The following is a 19,060-nucleotide window of genomic DNA, read 5'->3' on the forward strand; positions in this document are numbered from 1 at the left end:
TCAAGTCTGTATTTTCTTTTTGAAGGTCCTTGTAGGGCTTTATTTCAGGGGACGTATTGCCACTCCCCACGAAACCCTTTTGACTCTTTTTCTTGTATGCATCAACCCAGTTCCTAATGGTTCCGACTGGAATATCTAGGTCTCTCGCTAATTGAGTTGCTTTTTTACCATCTTCTACGACCATTTGTGCAATCTGTATTTTGTATTCGAGATCAAAATGCTTCCCCATTTAGACACGTCCTTTAATTGTTCTTTGTTAATCATTATAACGAAAGTGTCAATTTACCGTGTCCGTTTTTTAGTCTAGCATCAAAAGTCCTTAAAATAGACCCAAATTTAGGGTCTATTTCTTTATACGGCGTACATTTTTAGTAAAACAATAACAAAAAATGCTATAATCGGGGAAAATGATAAAGGACGGATTCTTCTTGGAAAAGATACAAGCAGAAGGACCTTATAATTTTGATCTGGTACTGGACAGGCTGTCGATTGATCCTCTCAATCAAGTTGATCTTACGGAGCGGTCCGTAAAGGTCCCAATAATGTTGGACGGCACACCGGTTGTTGCACAAGTAAAAGCAATCGGAACGACTGAAGCACCTGAGTTTTTAATAGAGGGAACAGAGGGGCGCTATAAAGAAAAAGCAGCTGAGCGCCTATCGGAAATTTTTCAATGGCATTTGCCGCTTGAGACCATTCATCAGCATTTTCAAAACACAGATTTAAAGCCGATTTTTGATGAGCACTATGGAACGCCGATTATCCTGGACTTTGACCCTTACGGATGTCTTCTTAAGTGCATCATTCATCAGCAGCTGAATCTGGCTTTTGCCCATACATTAACAGAGCGGTTTGTAAAAACATTTGGCTTTGAAAAGGAAGGAACCTGGTTCTATCCGCTTCCGGAAAGAGTGGCAGAACTTACGGTAGAAGATCTGAGAGAGCTTCAGTTCAGCGGACGGAAAGCTGAGTATGTTATTGGGATTGCAAAAGAAATATCATCCGGAAATTTAAACTTTGAAGAGCTTAAAGACCTTATGGATGAAGCGATTTATGATAAACTTATCAAATTGCGCGGTGTAGGCCCATGGACTGTACAAAATTTCCTGATGTTCGGTCTTGGAAGGCCAAATCTGTTTCCGGCTGCAGATATAGGCATACAAAATGCTTTAAAAAAATTATATAAACTAAAAGAGAAACCGACTCTGGAGGAAATGGAGAATTTCTCAAAGAGCTGGAATCCCTATTTAAGCTATGCATCCCTCTACTTGTGGAGAAGCATAGAGTAACTTGGAGTGATGAAGCACCATGAAACAAGAACAAACAGCTAAATTAAAACTGAAGCAGACTTTTCCGCTCACGATCAAGAGGCTTGGCATCAACGGAGAGGGAGTCGGTTATTTTAAACGCCAAGTCGTTTTTGTTCCAGGAGCACTTCCTGGCGAAGAGATTGTGGCAGAGGCAACGAAAGTAAATCCGAAGTTTGCTGAAGCAAAAATAAAGAAAATCCGCAAAAAATCAGAGTACCGGGTTCAGCCCCCATGCCCTGTTTATGACGAATGTGGCGGATGCCAGCTACAGCATCTCCGCTATGATCAGCAGCTTAAGGAGAAACGGGATATCATTATCCAAGCTTTGGAACGACATACAAAATTAAACCCTGAAAAACTAAGCATTAAAGAAACGATCGGAATGGAAGATCCATGGAACTACCGAAATAAGAGCCAGTTCCAGGTTGGCCAAAAAGATGGAAAGGTGCTTGCAGGATTATATGGCATGAATTCGCACCGCCTGATCAACATCGAGCACTGTGCGGTCCAGCACCCGCAAACGACAAAGGCGACGGAAACGGTCAAACGAATTCTTCAGGACCTTAGAATTCCAATTTATAATGAAAGAAACCGAAAAGGGCTCGTTAGAACAATCGTTGCCAGGGTTGGAATCCAAACAGGCGAGCTTCAGATTGTTCTCATTACAACACAAAAAGAACTTCCCAAAAAGGATATCATTATCGAAAAAATCAAGAGTGAGCTGCCTGAAGTAAAGTCAATCATTCAAAATGTAAATGGCGAAAAAACTTCTCTAATATTTGGCCAAGAAACCATGAATCTTGATGGTAGAGACTTTATTCAGGAAACGCTTGGAGATTTGCAGTTTGAACTATCAGCCCGGACATTCTTTCAGCTGAATCCGGAACAGACAGTCAAACTTTATAACGAAGTAAAAAGAGCAGCGGCTCTTACCGGCAAAGAAAAAGTGGCTGACGCCTACTGCGGAGTCGGAACCATTGGCTTATGGGTGGCAGATCAGGCTGCTGAAATCCGCGGCATGGACATCATCCGTGAATCCATCGAAGATGCAAAGAAAAACGCAGCACGCCACGGCATTAAGCATGCCAAATATGTTGTCGGCAAAGCAGAAGAATGGCTTCCAAAGTGGACAAAAGATGGCTGGAAACCTGATGTCATCATTGTCGATCCGCCAAGAACCGGACTCGATCAGCAGCTGTTAAGAACAATTTTAAAAGTACAGCCTAAGAAAGTAGTCTATGTTTCATGCAACCCATCAACATTGGCAAAGGATATTTCTGTCCTTAGCACTAAATATAAAGTGAAAGGCATACAGCCTGTGGACATGTTTCCGCAGACGGCTCATGTGGAGTGCTGTGCGTTGATAGAATTGATTAAATAAAGAGCAGATGGGTTCGAGAATCGGTAAAAGATCCTCGGACTACCATCTGCTTTTATTTCAATTCTCTCAATAAAGCGGTGAAGTATTTCCGGAGTTAATTCTTGAAATTCAATAAATGCATCTAACTGTTGTTTAACTTCATTGAATGCTAATTCATCATTATTGGCTTCAAGAGAAGATTTCAATTGCTTAATCCTAGAATTGATACTATTCATCTGGTTATTAATATCATTTATGAAATCATCATAGTCTGCTTTGGAGATTTTTTCGTCAATAAATAAATTGAGAGACTTCTTTTTCTTTTGTTTCAGTCGGTCTAATTCCCTCTCAAAGTCTCTAATTTGCTTTTCTGAATTCTTTTTCTGTTGATTCAGTTTGGCTTCAAGGGTTTGCAAAATTTCCTGATTGTCCAAAACCGAGGCGAGATTTTTTAAGTCATTTAGAATAGCTAGTTTTAAATCAGCTTCTCTAATTAAATGATCACTACATGCTTTTATGCCATGTTTGTTGTAATTCCCGCACATATAACCCTTACAGTTCTTTTTATAATGCATTCCACGTCCGCAATCTGCACAGTAAGCAGTATTAGTAAATAGATGTATTTCTGCCTGAGGACGTGTTCTTTTTCTACTCTTTATTAATTGCTGGACGGCTTCAAAATCGTTTTTCGATATAATTGCCTCATGAGTATTAGGGACAATAATAAACTTTCCTGAATCAACTTGGTCCCGATTTTTATTTGTGACACTTCTAGTCGTGGTCCGTCCTTGAACCAAATCCCCAGTGTAATGTGGATTCTCTAGAATTGTCCTAACCGTTGAACCATGCCACTTATCACTGGCGTTTTTCTTTCCGGCTACTTGTCCAGGTGTTGGAAATCCCTCTTCATACAATTCCTTTGCGATGCGATCAAAGCCCTTACCTGAAAGATAGTCTCTAAAGATACGTCTAACGATGTTTGGTGTTTCATCAGGGCTTATCCGAAGTTTCCTATCTTCTAAAATGTAACCATAAGGAGGATTGGATCCTTTGAATAATCCCTTTTGTGCACTGCTCCTTAAGGCTGCTTTGACTCGCTCACTTGTCCTTTGTGATTCCTGTTCATACATCCAGGCATAAATACCAAACATTTGCCCATTACCTTCTAATGTGTTTATGGCATTATCTAAGGTAATGATATGGATCTTGCTTTGTTCAGCAATATCACGAATCTCATAGGATAGGCGACCATTACGTGCCAGACGTGAAAGTTCCTTAGCCAGTATCACATCGAATTTCTTAGCTCTTGCATCCGCTATTAATTGTTGTAACTGTGGACGCTTTTCTGTTGTTCCGCTTTCCACATCAACATAAAAGTTATGGATATCCCAACCTCGATCAGAAATATATCTAATGAAAAGATCCTTTTGATTTCCAAGAGAGGATTTCTGTTCTTCTTTATCTGTTGAAACCCTTACATATACTGCACATCTCATGCCACATCTTTCCTTTCTACATGAGATGTAGTAGTGTTCACCTTATCTTGAGAATAGTAAATGCTGATTAAACTGTCAATCATATCATTGACCATGGATTTTAAAGTATCTTGAAGTGTGATGTTTGTATCTTCTTTGAAAATTCGCTCGATATTCATTGATAATTCCCCCAAATATTATTTGAGGTCTAGACCCTTGTTTCTTCTACAATATCTCGTAAATGATTTGTAGTGATCTCAGCTGATTTCTAATATTAATTATAATTAAGAGTAGAAATAGACACTATTTCGCTTAGAAGTGATGAAACAATGTGTCAAGGGCTCTGCAATTTTATCAAGAAATGAAGTAACACTATTCGAATACATATTCAATTTTTCTCTATTATTCTTTAATAATCTACATAACTAGTATAAAAGTCCTTAATATAGGTGGAATTTTTTTAAAAAATTCTGGGGAGGTGTAGCATTTGACCTCCCTTCGGTTATTTGGGTTTTGCGCCCCACCCCTTCTCTACCCCGTAATACTTTATTATGAAAGTAACAGATGTCAGTAAGGGGGGATTTAACCTGGGTATACATATTCTTATTGTTTGAGGCTAATTCATGTTTCAATAATATGCTGTTCTAGTGGTACTAAACTGAAAAGGATATTTTCCCTATTTAGTTGAAGGGAACATGTTAACAGAAAGTTTAAATAGTGAAACAAGCCTACCTTTTCCGTTGAGTTCCAAGTAGAATAAGACTAAAATAAGAATTAAGTAAGATTTATCGTAGAGGTGAAATCTGTGGAATTGAAGTTGTTCTACCGTACGCAGAGAGATTTGGCTGTTGATTTGAATAGGTTAGTGGATTCCTATTGGCAGGAAGAGATAAAAGAGAATGAGCTAATAGATGGAATTAAAAACTTATATGAACATAATCAAGAAAAACTAATAAAGGACAATGAGTTCACAAAAGTAGTGCAGCAGCAATGCGGAAAAAGGCGTTTAGCTGTAGTAGGAAAGATACTGGAAATAAAGTAGGGAAATAGTCTTGTCTGAAAGGTTTGATTGCATGACAATAGAATTAGAATATTCTTCAAGTTTAAATGGTGCATCCTTTTTACTTTTTGAGTTAAAGCAGGTCATAAAGTTAAAGCAGCTTGGACTTTCCAAACAGGAGATTAGGCAAAAAATAAAAGAGGACAATCTGTTTCAATTTAATAACCAAGGGAGAATCAACAGAGCTCTACCTTCCGTTATGAAAAGGGCCGAAGCTATTGATGAAACTCTTGCTGCTTTAATGTTAGAAGGTTCTATTGAAACGGGAAAAACCCTTAACCTGTATGCAATTATGAAGACTGATTTGCTGTTTTTTGAATTCATGGATGAGGTTATAGGGGAAAAGCTACATAATAATGACTATCTAATAGAAAAGAAGGACATTAATCTCTTCTTCACCTCTAAGGCGGAGCAAAGTGAAAAGGTAGCCAGTTGGAGCGATATTAACGTTGAAAAATTAAAAAGAGCTTACATGCAAGTATTGTATGAAAGTGGAATGTTAAGAACCAGAAAAGGTAAAGAGCTAGACAGACTAATTATTGATGAACAAATAAAGAATCATCTCACTAGAATTGGTGATGCTCGTTATATACGTGCAATGGGTGAGTAGGGGGTGAATATGTGGCAAATTTGAATGCAAGGCTGGATCAGATTATACCGAAAATTAAAGAGGATAAGTTCATAGAGGGACGTGGCCTGGGTAATGAAATTAGCTTTTACGTATTTGACTACGAGCCACAAGATGAACTTGTGGTAAGAGATTATATTAAGCATATTAAGAAAGAATTTGGTTATGAAGGATCTAACCGGAGAATTATTGAGTTTGATTTATATAAAATGCTGCTAGAAATTACAAAAGATAAAAGGATCTTCGAACGGATTTTTGAAATGGAAGAACGTCAAGGAAAAGATCAATTGTTTAAAGCAATGACGACATTTGCTAAGCCAGAAGTGTTTTTAAGAAAGATTAAAGAACAAATGGGAGACTATAATGTGGTGTTCCTCACTGGAATAGGTAAGGTTTATCCATTTGTTCGTTCCCACAATATTTTAAATAACTTACAAGAAGTGTTAGACAATGTACCCGTTATCATGTTTTTCCCTGGAAAATATGATGGGCAATCATTACAATTGTTTGGAAAATTTAAGGATGATAATTATTACCGGGCTTTCCGATTAGTCGATTAAAAGGGATAGGGGGAATTTAGATGATTATTAAAGATATGTTTCAAAAAGACATTGAACGTGATATACGTGGAGTTATTAAAGTAGCACAACAAGATGAAGATAATATTTATCAGGAATTGGACGAGTATGTTGTTACCCGTGAACTGCAAAAACACCTCTCTAAGTTTTATGAGAATTATCAAAAAGGAATAAATGGTGTAACAGATAAGATGGGTGTTTGGATTTCTGGATTTTTTGGTTCCGGTAAATCACACTTTCTGAAGATACTTGCTTACTTACTTGAAAACAAGAAGGTAAAAGGTAAACAAGCGATTGATTTCTTCCGAGATAAAGTACAAGACCCTCTTGTATATGCGAATATGCAAAGAACGGCTGATGTGGAAACAGAGGTTATTCTGTTCAACATAGATTCGAAAGGTTCACTAGATAACAAATCAAAAGAAGATGCCATTCTCCGTGTCTTCATGAAGGTATTTTATGAGCATCGTGGCTATTACGGAGATATACCCGGTGTGGCCGAAATGGAGAAGTACCTGGATAAACAGGGAGTCTATGAGGCGTTTAAAGCGGAATTTAAGTCATTAGCTGGTGAAGCGTGGGAAGAACGTCGTAATAGTTTTTACTTTGATGCGGACTTTGTTATTGGTGCCCTAACGAAAGTAACCGATATGACGGAAGAATCTGCTCGAAATTGGTTTGAAAATGGTGTAAATAATTTCGAAATTAGTATTGAAAAGTTTGCCAAAGACGTAAATGAGTACATCAATAGTAAGGGGAAAAACTTCCACCTTATCTTCCTCGTGGATGAGATCGGCCAATACATCGGTGATAACCGTAGTTTGATGTTGAATTTGCAGACAGTGGCTGAAGACCTTGGGACCCACTGTAAGGGTAAGGTTTGGATTATGGTTACTTCTCAAGAGAGTATTGATAGCATTATCAAAGTTAAAGGGGACGATTTCTCCCGTATCCAAGGGCGATTCGATACAAGACTCTCTCTATCATCCATCTCGGTTGATGAAGTTATCAAAAAACGTATCCTATTGAAAAAGGACTTTGCTAATGACAAATTGAAGGTTCTTTATCCTGAAAAAAGTGCTATTTTAAAGAACTTAATTAGTTTCCGAGAAAGCACAGCGGATTTACGTGGGTTTGACAATGAACAGGAATTTGCTGATGTGTATCCTTTCATGCCTTATCAATTCAAGTTGTTACAAAACGTTTTTGAGCAAGTTAGAAAACATGGCTCTTCTGGTAAACATTTATCTGAAGGGGAACGTTCCATGTTATCAGCATTTAAAGAAGCCGGTCTTCAATATAAGAATGCTGAAGAAGGTACACTTATACCTTTTTATGCCTTCTATGACACGATAAAGGAATTTTTGAATCCATCCATTTCAAGAGTTATCGAAGGTGCCTATGAAAATCCAGCCTTAAAAGATGATGATTTTAACATTGATCTATTAAAGGTTCTATTCATGATTAAATATGTAAAAGAACTGCCAGCAAATCTTGATAATATTGCTACTCTAATGGTTACACATATTGATGAGGATAAGTTGCAGCTTAAAGAGAAAATTAAGGTTTCCTTGCGTAAGCTAATTTCCCAAACGTTGGTACAGAAAAATGGGGATAATTTTATCTTTTTAACAGATGACGAACAAGACATTAATAGGGAAATCAAGTCCCTAAATATTGATGAGGACATTGTTAAGCGGGAGTTAGCACACTATATTTTCCAAGACCTATATGATGAAAAGCGTTTCCGTTACAACAGTGAATACTCATTTACCTACAATCAGAAAATGGATGAAAAAAACTATGGAAATCAGACATCCAATATAGGTATGCAAATACTCTCTCCATTATCAGATCATTACCAGAAGTCTGAACAAGAATTAATGATGATGACTTCGGGTAACGGGGAAATGATCATCAAACTTGGTGGTAATGAGGCTTATATCGAGGAAATCGGAGAAGCATTGCGTATTGAGGAATTCCGTAAGAAAACGAATATTACGCAACTTCCTGAAAACATCCAAAATATCCTAAATAATAAACAAGCGGAAGTTCGTGAACGTAGAAGAAGGGTTCGTGAGCTTTTGGAGGATGCAATTAAAGATAGTGCATTCTTTATCAATGGGGATAAAGTAGAAATTAAAGGAGCAACTGTTCGTGAGAAGATAAATGCTGCCTTCACGATGTTAGTCGATAATGTTTACACAAAACTTAGTTATGTAAAGGAACACTTAGATAATGAACGTGCTTTAATTTCAATCCTTGCTTCAAACGATGAACAATTGTCATTTGAAGAAACTTTGAAAGTAAATCCAAATGACTTGGCAAAGCGGGAAGTGTCTGATTTTATCAGTTTACAAGACGATTTGAAAAAACAGGTGCGTATTAAGATTCTATTTGATCGTTTTGGAGACAAGCCATATGGTTGGAAAATGCTTGATATAGCAGGAATGATTGCACATTTATTAAAAGAACAACGTATCCGGATTCGTTATAATGCAGAATACTTGGAGCCTGAAGACAATGTAAATACTCTTGTAACGATTTTTACAAAGACACAGGAAGCCGACAAAGCCATTGTACTGAAGAGGGTAAAAGTTGACGAAAAATTAATTAAAACAGCAAAAAGTATTTGTAAAGATGTGTTCAATAAAACAGATTTAGCTGATGATGAAGATGGACTATTGAAGGACATTCGACAACTCGTTGAAAAACAAATAGACGAAATCAAGGGATACAAAGCCCGTTATGAGGGTAGAAAGTATCCTGGTATGAGCTTACTTGACAAAGGATTAGAATACTTTGAGCAGTTCCATAATGGCTTAGACAATGTATCTTTTTTCAATAAGTTAAAGGAACTAGAAGATGATTTACTTGATTGGGAAGAGGATATTGTCTATGTCAAAAGTTTCTTCGGTACTGATCAGAAGAAAATCTTTGATGATGGATTGGCAGCTATACGAAAATATGATGAAAGTAAATCCTATTTGACGGGTGTAGAGGTAGAAGGAGTTATTAATAAGCTCCAGTCCATTCTTCAGGATCCCATACCTTACAAAAAGATAAAGGACATTCCAGAGCTTATTCATGCAATGGATGAACAAATCAATAATGTTTTAAATGAGAAAAGGGAAAATGCTCATAAAAGGTTAAAAGACGATAGTGATTACTTATCGTTATTGACATCACAATACGGTGTATCCAATGAAACGAAAGAACGAGTAAATCGTTACTATCAAGAACTAAATGCTAATGTAGATACATTTACAGATATTTATAAAGTTGATGCAACAGTTTCTCAAAGCACCAGCTTCAAGGAAAAAATGGAAGGGCATATCGAGCGGGAAATTGAGGAATGGAAACGTAAAAAGGAAGAAGAACAAAGAAAACGTCCTGATGGTGAAGTAGTTGATCCTCCTGTATCACCTGTTGAGCCGACCATTCAAAAGCAACCAGTAAAGGTAACAAAGCTGGTTAATGTTAAAACATTAACTACAGAAGATGATGTCGATAAGTACATCAATGCTTTATCCAATAAGTTAAAACAGATTATTAAAGAAAATAAACAAATTGAGTTTGTTGAGTAATCGGGGTGAAATGGATGAATAAAACTGCACTCAAGACTTTTGCTACGAATGCACGAAGAGAGCTGTTGAAAAAGGTCGAAGCAAGAGCAATGAAGATAGGAATTACAGAAGACAACATAAAAAAAGCGGACATTGAAAGCTCAGATGCCATCTTTATAGATGGCAAACAGCTTTCAAAGGAAGAAAAGACTCAAAGAGATAAATTAATTGATCGAATTAATCAAATTGGATTCAAACGAGTGATGGAAGAAGTTGCTTATACTTGGTTTAACCGTTTCACTGCCTTACGCTTTATGGAGGTGAATGACTATTTACCTACAAAAGTAAGAGTGCTTTCTTCAACAAATTCCGGTAGTACAGAGCCAGACATGATGAAAGAAGCACTAACATTAGATTTGGATTTGGATAAAGAATATATCTATGAGCAAAAAATGAACAATAACTCAGAGGAACTATTCAAATACCTTATTATCAAGCATTGTAATGACTTGAACCGATATATGCCCTTTATGTTTGAAACGATTAATGACTATACGGAGATTCTTTTCCCTGAAGGGTTGCTCGCAACTGATTCTTTTGTTCGCTATATGACTAATATTGAGCTTATACCTGAAGATAATTGGGGAAAGGTAGAAGTTATTGGTTGGTTGTATCAATACTATATATCTGAAGAAAAAAAGAGAATATTTGATGTAGAGATTAAAAGAGGTAAAAGTGAAATACCTCCTGCTACACAATTGTTTACTCCCGAATGGATAGTTCGTTATATGGTTCAAAATTCTTTAGGTCGTTATTGGATAGAATCACATTCGCAACACCGAGACCTTTTGGATAATTGGGAGTTTTATCTTGAAAACCCTGATACTGGGCAAGATATTAACCTTGATCCTTATATTAATAGAGAGTTAAAAGTAGAAGATATTAAATGTTTTGATCCAGCAATGGGCAGTGGACATATTCTTGTTTATATGTTTGATGTACTTTATGAAATATATAGTAAGTGCGGGTATATGGAGAGGGAAATCCCAAGGTTAATCATCGAGAATAATTTATATGGATTAGATATAGATGATAGAGCATATCAACTAGCATGCTTCTCTGTAGTAATGAAAGCGTTAGAGCATAATAAACGTTTCTTTAGAAGTATTGAAAGAGAAGGGTTGAAACTTCATTTAGCTGCCATACAAGAGACAGATATGCTTGACCAATCTGTTATTTCTTATATAGCAGGGGAAGCAAATGGCGAAAACTTTTCAAAAACAGAAAAGTTTATTAATCAATATAGAAATGCAAAAATATTTGGGACACTCATAAAAATTGAAGAGAGTGATACTTCCTTCTTTGAAAAAAGATTTGTAGAGATAAACAGTAAACCAGCAGAGAATTTATTTGAGGAAGATAATAGGAAAAGAACTCTTGATATCTTACCGCAACTGATTAAACAAACAAAAATAATGTCTTCTGTTTATGATGTATTAGTAAGTAATCCTCCATATATTGGAAGAAGGGATATGTGTGAGGAATTAAATGAGTTTATCAATGATAACTATAAAGCAAGTAAAGAAGATGTGTTTTCTGCTTTTATTGAGTATAGTTTTTCTAAAGTAATTGAAAATGGTCAAATTGGGTTTATGAGCCCATTTGTTTGGATGTTTATTTCCTCATACGAAGAATTAAGAAAAGTTATTATTGATAACAAATCAATAAGTTCATTAATTCAACTTGAGTATTCAGCATTTTCTGAAGCAACTGTACCTATTTGTACATTTACATTAAGAAATTCCCCTGTACAAACTACAGGAGAATTTATAAGACTAACCGATTTTCCAGGTGCAGATGAACAACCTAGAAAGGTAATAGAGTCGATAGTAAACAACAATGTTAAATACAGATTTAGAACTTTAACAAGTGAATTTAAAAGGATTCAAGGTAGTCCAGTTGCTTATTGGGTAAGCGAAAGAACTAAGCAGATTTTTGAAAGCTCAGAGCCATTAGGTGAAATTGCTGAACCAAGGGTAGGTCTACAAACAGGTAATAATGACCAATTCTTAAGGCTATGGTACGAGGTTGACATTAATAAGGTTGGGTTTGATTTAAATAATTCTAATGAAGCAATGAGTTATGGCTTTAAATGGTTTCCTTATAATAAAGGAGGAGACTATAGAAAGTGGTATGGAAACAATGAATGGGTTGTTAATTGGGAAAATGATGGTTTTGAGATAAAAAATAATTTTAATGAAAAAGGAAAATTAAGATCTAGGCCGCAAAATAGACAGTATTATTTTCGGGAAGGAATTACTTGGTCAGATGTAAGCTCAAGTTATTTCGGTGTAAGATACTCAGAAAAAGGGTTTATATTTGATGTGAAGGGTTCTTCAATGTTCCCGAAAGAATCATACAGCATTGAATTAGTGCTAGCAATTATTGCAAGTAAAGTAGTAAGTGAATTTCTAAAAATTCTTAATCCTACTATTAGCTTTCAAGTCGGAGACTTAAAAAGAATACCAATTATTTTACCTGACAAGACAACTGAAAGTAGGATTGTTGAATTATCCAAAGAAAATATTCTGATTTGCAAAGAAGATTGGGATTGGTTTGAAACCTCATGGAACTTTAAGGATCATCCTCTCATTGCTTTTAAGAATGAAAAAAATCTCATAAGGGATGCGTACAATGAATGGGAGACATATAAGATAAAGCAATTTAAACAGCTTCAGCAGAATGAAATGGAACTAAATGAGATTCTAATCAATTTATATGGGCTTGCTAATGAGACTACTAATGATGTTGATGAGAAATTTATTACATTAAAAAAACCAATAGAAATTCGAGAAGTAAAGTCGTTTATTTCTTATGCAATCGGATGCTTATTTGGACGATATTCTTTAGACGAGCAAGGCTTAATTTATGCAGGTGGTGAATTTGAATTAGACAGGTATAAATCAATTTCTCCAGTACCACATAACATTATTCCTATTACAGAAGAAAGTTATTTTGATAACGATATGGTAGAATTATTCATTAACTTTTTAAAGGTATCCTTTGGGGAAGAACATTTTAATGATAATGTTAATTATATATGCGATATCTTAGGTAAAAAAAGAAATGAATCATATAAAGAAACTCTTAGACGATATTTTTTAAATGAGTTTTACAACGACCACTTAAATACATATAAATCAACAAATAAAAGAAATAAAGCACCTATATATGTATTATTTACCTCGGGTAAAGAGAAGGCGTTTAACTGTTTAATTTATTTGCATCGTTATGATAAAACAATATTATCCCGTATTCGTACTGATTATTTGCATGATTACCAAATTCGATTAGATGCTGAAAAGAAGGATTTACTTAATATTATTGAAGGAGATTCTACAGCAAAAGAGGTTAGCAATGCGAAGAAAGAATTAAAAGTCCTTGATAAGAAGATTGATGAATTAAAAGCATACGACGAGTTACTACACCATATGGCGGATATGCAGATTGAATTAGATTTAGATGATGGAGTAAAAGTGAATCATGAAAAATTTAAAGGACTTGTTGCAAAAATTTAATTAATTCTAACGGAGATACATCAGTGTTTTGCTGGTGTATCTTTGCACTATAATGGTAATAGAAGGTAGGTGAAGGGAATGAACATAAATCAAATTGAGGCTGCGTTATCAGATATATTCAATGAATCATTAAAAGATGGGGAAAAAAGGAAAATTGTATTCTGGGTTGACAAGGATAATGAGTTCGCTGAGGACATTGGACATCTTACCGTTGATAAAGTAAAGGTTCATACGCTTACGGACCGTAACCAGTTTCAAACGAAATATTTGCTTGAAGAAGAAGATCCTATGTCTTCTTACTTGATTTATACAAATACGGAATTGGGTGTCGAAGACAACTGGTTAGCAGATACAGTTTTTTATTCAAAAACGTTCTATGCTGACCGAATATCGCTTATCCTAAGTGAGTTGCAAATAGACCCATCACTTCGAGCGGTAATCAAAAAGTATGAACGTTTCTTTAATAATAAGGAGCGTTTTAGAAAGTTTTCAGCATTAAATATAGAAACCTATTCAGAGCAAATTATTGAACTTTCAATTATGAGTGTTTTATGTAACGTTAGAACACCCGATTTTGAAGAGGTTTTAAAGGCTGTGCTAATGGATACTCTGGATGACAATGAGAATAAATACCTTTCCCTTCTGGAGAAGTTTTTTGATATTGAAGTGTTCTGGAATTATGTTTCTAATCACTACGGTTATGAACGGGAGAAGAAGAGTCTAAAAACCTTGTTCATCCATCTAGTATTAACGGCATTCAGTCAAACCGTAGGAGAGGAAAACATTAAAGAACTTGAAAATTTCATTTCCAATCGAAATAAAACGAATGCAGTTGTGTTTATTGACCATTGGATGCACCATAAGACTGACTATGTGGTATTTGATGAATACGCTGAGATAGCTGAGCAGGAAATCCAACTTTCGAACATAATCAATAATTTGCCAATTGAAGCTTTCAAACAAGCGGATACTTTCCCATATCTCGATCGAGCAATCATTATTTACATAGCGAATGGATTGGTTACACAGCTTGAAGATTATGAAGAATACACGAAACTCATTAAATTGAGAAGAGCTAAGCATTACTATGAAAAATTTGCTTCCGTGTATGAGGCACTTTATTATACTGTTAAAATTCATGAGTTTTATAAAGAACATCGCCAAGGGATACCGCAGGGACGGGCTATTGATTTGTATCAGGCATATGTAAATGACTATCATTTAATGGATACGTACTACCGAAAGTTTTATGTGGCTTATGATGAGGAAAGTAATCATGATCTATTGAAAAAGTTTAAAATGCTGGTAGAAAATCTATATACGAACTGGTATATGGGTGAGTTGAGTTCCCATTGGTCCCAAGCTGTTGAATCTGAAATGACACAGGACTGGTCATTACCCGGTATCAAAAATCAGCAAGACTTTTATTCTTCATTCATTGATTCTAAAGTTAGAAATGGAGAACGAGTTTTTGTTATTGTTTCGGATGCGTTGCGTTACGAAATAGGTGTTGAGTTGGCCGATCGCCTTAATACCGAGACAATGGGTGTTTGTGATGTGGAAACATTACTTGGAGTAGTGCCTTCTATTACAAAACTAGGGATGCCTTCACTCCTACCGCACAAAGAAATAGACATAGATGCAAATGCAAGGGTATTTGTTGATGGAAAAGATTCCTCTGGTTTGGAAAATCGGAAAAAGATTATTGAATCTAAAGTGGCTGAAAGCATTGCTGTTCATTTTCAAGATGTACTAGCAATGAATAAAGCAGGGCGAAGAGAAACCTTTAAGGGTAAAAAGCTCATATATATCTATCACGATACGATTGATGCAATGGGAGATAAGGCATCAACAGAAGTCTATACATTTAATGCAGTAGAAACTTCATTAAATCAATTGTATGACTTAGTTAAAATTATTCGGGATGATTTAAGCGGAACGAATGTGTATATTACGGCTGATCACGGTTTCTTATACCAAAGGGATGAATTAGAAGAAAGTGATAAGATTGGACAAGATGCAGGTAGTAGTATCGAAGTTAAACGTCGTTATATACTTTCAAAAGAGCAGCGTGAAGTGTCAGGACAATTGGCTATCAATCTTTCATCTGTAATAAGAAATGAGCAGCAATTAACAGCGTATTTGCCAAAGGCAACGCTCAGATACAAAATGCAAGGTTCAGGTATTAATTTTGTTCATGGTGGTGCAAGTCTGCAAGAGATTGTCGTCCCACTATTATCGTTTAAAAACAAACGTACTGGGCAAAAAGGTGCTAAGGCTATTAAAAAAGTCGATATTAAACTTACGAATACCACTCGTAAGATAACCAATAGCATTTTCAACTTGGAGTTTTTCCAAACAGAAAAAGTGGAAGACAAGGTTATTCCTCGAACTGTTGTCATCTATATGGCTGATGAGGAGGGCAACGTATTATCTAATGAGGAAACGATTATTGGAGATCGTCCATTTGATAATCCTGCTGATCGTACTTTCAAAATAAGGTTTGTATTGAAGAACATTCCTTATGATCGAAATAAAACGTATTACCTGACTATTAGGGATACAGAGACAAGTGTTGTAGTGGAGAAAATACCGTTTAGCATCAACTTGGGTATTATCAGTGATTTTGACTTTTAAGAGGGAGGGGGACCGTGAGTGGAAGAAAATATGAATGAAGGATTAACTGTTGATTTAGATAAAAAACTGAATGACGTTTTTGCCGGAAGAGTTGTACGTAAAGATTTAACCAATCTTATTAAAGAGGGAGCAAACGTCCCTATTTATGTGCTCGAGTATTTACTTGGAATGTATGCTGCAACTGATGATGAGGACAGTATTCGTGAAGGGCTAGAACGAGTGAAGAAGATTCTTTCAGAAAACTTTGTCCGTCCTGATGAGGCAGAGAAGATTAAATCACGTATACGGGAATATGGTCAATACTCTGTTATTGATAAGGTAACAGTGGCGTTAAATCCGAAGATTGATACTTACGAAGCGGAGTTCTCCAACCTAGGATTAAAAGGTGTTCCTATTTCATCCATGTATGTGAAAGAGTTTGATAAGCTCCTTGTCGGGGGCATATGGTGCATGGTCAAAATTGATTATTTTTATGACGAAGAGGTACGTAATTCTAATCCTTTTAATGTTAGTAGCTTACAGCCAATTCAAATGCCAAATATGGACATTCATGAAGTATTTGAGGGGAGAAAGAGTTTTACAAAAGATGAATGGATTGATGTATTAGTTCGCTCCACGGGAATGGAGCCAACTCAATTAGAAGAAAGAGTGAAGTGGCATTTATTACTGCGACTGGTTCCACTTGTAGAAAACAATTACAACATGTGTGAACTAGGTCCCCGTGGAACAGGAAAATCTCATGTCTATAAGGAGTTATCACCGAATTCAATTCTAGTTTCGGGTGGGCAAACAACAGTTGCCAACCTCTTTTACAATATGTCCACAAGAAAGATTGGTCTTGTTGGAATGTGGGACTGTGTCACATTTGATGAAGTCGCAGGAATCCGTTTTAAAGATAAAGATGGCATTCAAATTATGAAGGATTACATGGCATCTGGCTCATTTGCTAGAGGTAAAGAGGAAAAGAATGCCTCTGCTTCTATGGTATTTGTGGGTAATGTTAATCAAAGTGTAGACACGCTAATTAAAACTTCCCATTTATTTGCCCCATTTCCTGAAGAAATGGCAAATGACACGGCATTCTTTGACCGTATGCACTATTATCTTCCCGGTTGGGAGATTCCCAAAATGCGGCCAGACCTTATTACCGAAAAATATGGTTTCATAGTGGATTACATTGCAGAGTTTTTCCGTGAAATGCGGAAGCGGACGTTCAGTGATGCAATTGATCGCTATTTTAAACTTGGAAATAACTTAAACCAACGTGATACAAATGCAATCAGAAAAACAGTTTCTGGTATGTTAAAGCTCCTATATCCTCATGGTGAATTCACAAAGGAAGAAGTCAGTGAGGTATTGGAATACGCTCTTGAAGGCCGCCGTAGGGTTAAAGAACAATTGAAGAAAATTGGCGGTATGGAGTTCTACGATGTAATGTTCTCTTATATTGATAAGGAAACACTCGAAGAACATTATGTGTCAGTCCCAGAGCAAGGTGGAGGCAAATTAATACCAGAAGGTATGGGCAAGCCAGGGCATGTTTATGTTGCTGGGCATGGTCATTCTGGCATGATTGGTATCTATAAGCTCGAAAATCAAGTTGTTAGTGGAACAGGAAAATTTGATAAGTCAGGTGTCGGTTCCAACCGTGAAGCAAAAGAAAGCCTTGATACAGCATTTCGTTTCTTTACGGCTAATAGCAAAAGCATTAGTAATACCATTAGCACCAAAACAAAAGACTATCTCATGCACATAAGTGATTTGCAAGGAATTGGCTTAACTGATGAGTTAGCGATTGCTGAATTGATTGGTCTTTGCTCTGGAGCATTAGGAAAGCCCACGCAGGAGAGTTTAGTCGTCATTGGTAATATGACAGTCGGTGGTACTATTTCCAAAGTGGAGGAATTTGCAAATACTTTACAAGTATGTGTAGATGCAGGGGCTAAAAAAGTGTTAATACCTGCAGCGTCAGTTATGGACTTACAGACAGTTCCACCAGATTTATTGGTAAAAGTGCAGCCTGTGTTTTATTCTGATCCAATAGATGCGGTGTTTAAGGCTTTAGGTGTGAGCTAGAGATTTAGAAACAAAACTATGATATTCTTCAGATACAACGAATTTTGTGGTAAATAGGGTATATGTAAAATAAAAGAAATAACATTAAAACAAGGACAAGGAACTCAATACAGAGTTCCTTGTTTCAACTTGGGGAAATATTGCAAGATTTAGAAACCATTTAATTTCATTTCTTCTGTAAAGAAGCTGGTGCCATAAAGGGAATAGATATTAACATTGACAAAACCGCCAACTTTATCAAATATTTCTAATCCTCTATGGTGAGGATAATCAAATATTTTTTTCGTTTTTATATATGAGTCAGCCTCTTCATTCCAAAGAATATTTGCTTTTTTTAAACGGCTTTTGAAAACAATCTTTGGAAATAAGGTATAATGGGTACTCATGGATGATTGGCGATAGGCGTTATCAACCATAGGTAATAATATTTCTTGGGGGAAAATATCAATTTCAACAGGAGCTCCCCACAAGTGTAAACGCTAGAATAAAGTTGACACTTTTTGCTCGATAAGATTTTACACTTTTGCTCAATCAACCTACTACTTTAGTAAAATAGATCGTGACGTTATTTTACTGGAGGTTAGGATTTTGGAGGAGAAGTTAGTGTTATATATAAAGATTCAGGAATTACATAAGAGAAAGTTTAAAGTAGCACAAATCGCTAAGGAGCTTAAGATCTCAAGACCGACTGTCTATAAGTATTTAGAAATGACATTCGATGAAGCAAGAGCCTATACTGAACAGCCTTTGGGAAAGAAGAAAAAACTAGATCACTATAAAGACTGGATACTT

The 19,060-nt window shown here is 36.0% G+C and carries 14 protein-coding genes; 10 read left to right on the plus strand and 4 right to left on the minus strand.

The window, feature by feature from the left end:
• Positions 1–229, minus strand: a 229-nt coding sequence (locus L634_RS0123985; protein ID WP_026581164.1) for a transposase, incomplete at its 3' end; no start/stop codon positions are given.
• Positions 230–407: 178 nt separating this feature from the next.
• Here L634_RS0123985 and L634_RS0123990 point away from each other — a divergent pair.
• Both L634_RS0123990 and rlmD read left to right on the plus strand, forming a co-directional pair.
• On the plus strand, positions 408–1,289 hold the full coding sequence (locus L634_RS0123990; protein ID WP_034263165.1) for a DNA-3-methyladenine glycosylase family protein: 882 nt from the start codon (positions 408–410) through the stop codon (positions 1,287–1,289).
• 19 nt (positions 1,290–1,308) lie between these two features.
• A complete protein-coding gene (gene rlmD, locus L634_RS32310; protein WP_026584637.1) occupies positions 1,309–2,691 on the plus strand; it encodes a 23S rRNA (uracil(1939)-C(5))-methyltransferase RlmD in 1,383 nt (460 codons plus the stop codon).
• Here the strand turns inward: rlmD and L634_RS31670 are convergent.
• Complete coding sequence (locus L634_RS31670; protein ID WP_051428405.1) at positions 2,652–4,166, minus strand: recombinase family protein; 1,515 nt, start codon at positions 4,164–4,166, stop codon at positions 2,652–2,654. The genes rlmD and L634_RS31670 overlap by 40 nt on opposite strands.
• A complete protein-coding gene (locus L634_RS34010) occupies positions 4,163–4,324 on the minus strand; it encodes a hypothetical protein (RefSeq protein WP_198029821.1) in 162 nt (53 codons plus the stop codon). Before L634_RS34010 ends, L634_RS31670 begins: the two co-directional genes overlap by 4 nt.
• 626 nt (positions 4,325–4,950) lie before the next feature.
• On the opposite strand from L634_RS34010, the gene L634_RS0124010 reads away from it, so the two are divergent.
• From L634_RS0124010 to brxL, 7 genes are all read left to right on the plus strand, one after another.
• Positions 4,951–5,187, plus strand: a complete 237-nt coding sequence (locus tag L634_RS0124010) for a TIGR04540 family protein (protein WP_026584638.1) — start codon at positions 4,951–4,953, stop codon at positions 5,185–5,187.
• A 31-nt stretch (positions 5,188–5,218) separates the two neighbouring features.
• Complete coding sequence (locus L634_RS0124015; RefSeq protein ID WP_026584639.1) at positions 5,219–5,815, plus strand: DUF1819 family protein; 597 nt, start codon at positions 5,219–5,221, stop codon at positions 5,813–5,815.
• An 11-nt stretch (positions 5,816–5,826) separates the two neighbouring features.
• Positions 5,827–6,393, plus strand: a complete 567-nt coding sequence (locus tag L634_RS0124020) for a DUF1788 domain-containing protein (protein WP_026584640.1) — start codon at positions 5,827–5,829, stop codon at positions 6,391–6,393.
• A 20-nt stretch (positions 6,394–6,413) separates the two neighbouring features.
• Complete coding sequence (gene brxC, locus L634_RS0124025; protein ID WP_026584641.1) at positions 6,414–9,998, plus strand: BREX system P-loop protein BrxC; 3,585 nt, start codon at positions 6,414–6,416, stop codon at positions 9,996–9,998.
• Between the two features lie 14 nt (positions 9,999–10,012).
• Complete coding sequence (gene pglX, locus L634_RS0124030; protein ID WP_026584642.1) at positions 10,013–13,555, plus strand: BREX-1 system adenine-specific DNA-methyltransferase PglX; 3,543 nt, start codon at positions 10,013–10,015, stop codon at positions 13,553–13,555.
• Between the two features lie 78 nt (positions 13,556–13,633).
• Positions 13,634–16,192, plus strand: a complete 2,559-nt coding sequence (gene pglZ, locus L634_RS0124035) for a BREX-1 system phosphatase PglZ type A (protein WP_026584643.1) — start codon at positions 13,634–13,636, stop codon at positions 16,190–16,192.
• Between the two features lie 30 nt (positions 16,193–16,222).
• Positions 16,223–18,268, plus strand: coding sequence for a protease Lon-related BREX system protein BrxL (gene brxL, locus L634_RS0124040; RefSeq protein WP_034263167.1), 2,046 nt, complete (start codon positions 16,223–16,225; stop codon positions 18,266–18,268).
• 149 nt (positions 18,269–18,417) lie between these two features.
• On the opposite strand, the gene L634_RS0124045 is transcribed toward brxL, so the two are convergent.
• Positions 18,418–18,738 carry a hypothetical protein gene (locus tag L634_RS0124045; RefSeq protein WP_026584645.1) on the minus strand — a complete coding sequence of 107 codons (321 nt, stop codon included), beginning with the start codon at positions 18,736–18,738 and terminating at the stop codon, positions 18,418–18,420.
• A 133-nt stretch (positions 18,739–18,871) separates the two neighbouring features.
• Between L634_RS0124045 and L634_RS0124050 the strand changes: the two genes are divergently transcribed.
• The coding region (locus L634_RS0124050) for a helix-turn-helix domain-containing protein (RefSeq protein ID WP_157452422.1) at positions 18,872–19,060 on the plus strand (189 nt) is incomplete at its 3' end.

It is taken from the genome of Bacillus sp. J33 (genome assembly GCF_000518885.1).
Taxonomy (GTDB): Bacteria; Bacillota; Bacilli; order Bacillales; family Cytobacillaceae; genus Cytobacillus.

Coding starts and splice junctions, on each gene's coding strand:
- pglZ (WP_026584643.1), top strand. CDS start 13,634: ATGAACATAAATCAAATTGAGGCTGCGTTATCAGATATATTCAATGAA.
- brxC (WP_026584641.1), top strand. CDS start 6,414: ATGATTATTAAAGATATGTTTCAAAAAGACATTGAACGTGATATACGT.
- pglX (WP_026584642.1), top strand. CDS start 10,013: ATGAATAAAACTGCACTCAAGACTTTTGCTACGAATGCACGAAGAGAG.
- L634_RS0124015 (WP_026584639.1), top strand. CDS start 5,219: ATGACAATAGAATTAGAATATTCTTCAAGTTTAAATGGTGCATCCTTT.
- rlmD (WP_026584637.1), top strand. CDS start 1,309: ATGAAACAAGAACAAACAGCTAAATTAAAACTGAAGCAGACTTTTCCG.
- L634_RS31670 (WP_051428405.1), bottom strand. CDS start 4,166: ATGAGATGTGCAGTATATGTAAGGGTTTCAACAGATAAAGAAGAACAG.
- brxL (WP_034263167.1), top strand. CDS start 16,223: ATGAATGAAGGATTAACTGTTGATTTAGATAAAAAACTGAATGACGTT.
- L634_RS34010 (WP_198029821.1), bottom strand. CDS start 4,324: ATGAATATCGAGCGAATTTTCAAAGAAGATACAAACATCACACTTCAA.
- L634_RS0123990 (WP_034263165.1), top strand. CDS start 408: ATGATAAAGGACGGATTCTTCTTGGAAAAGATACAAGCAGAAGGACCT.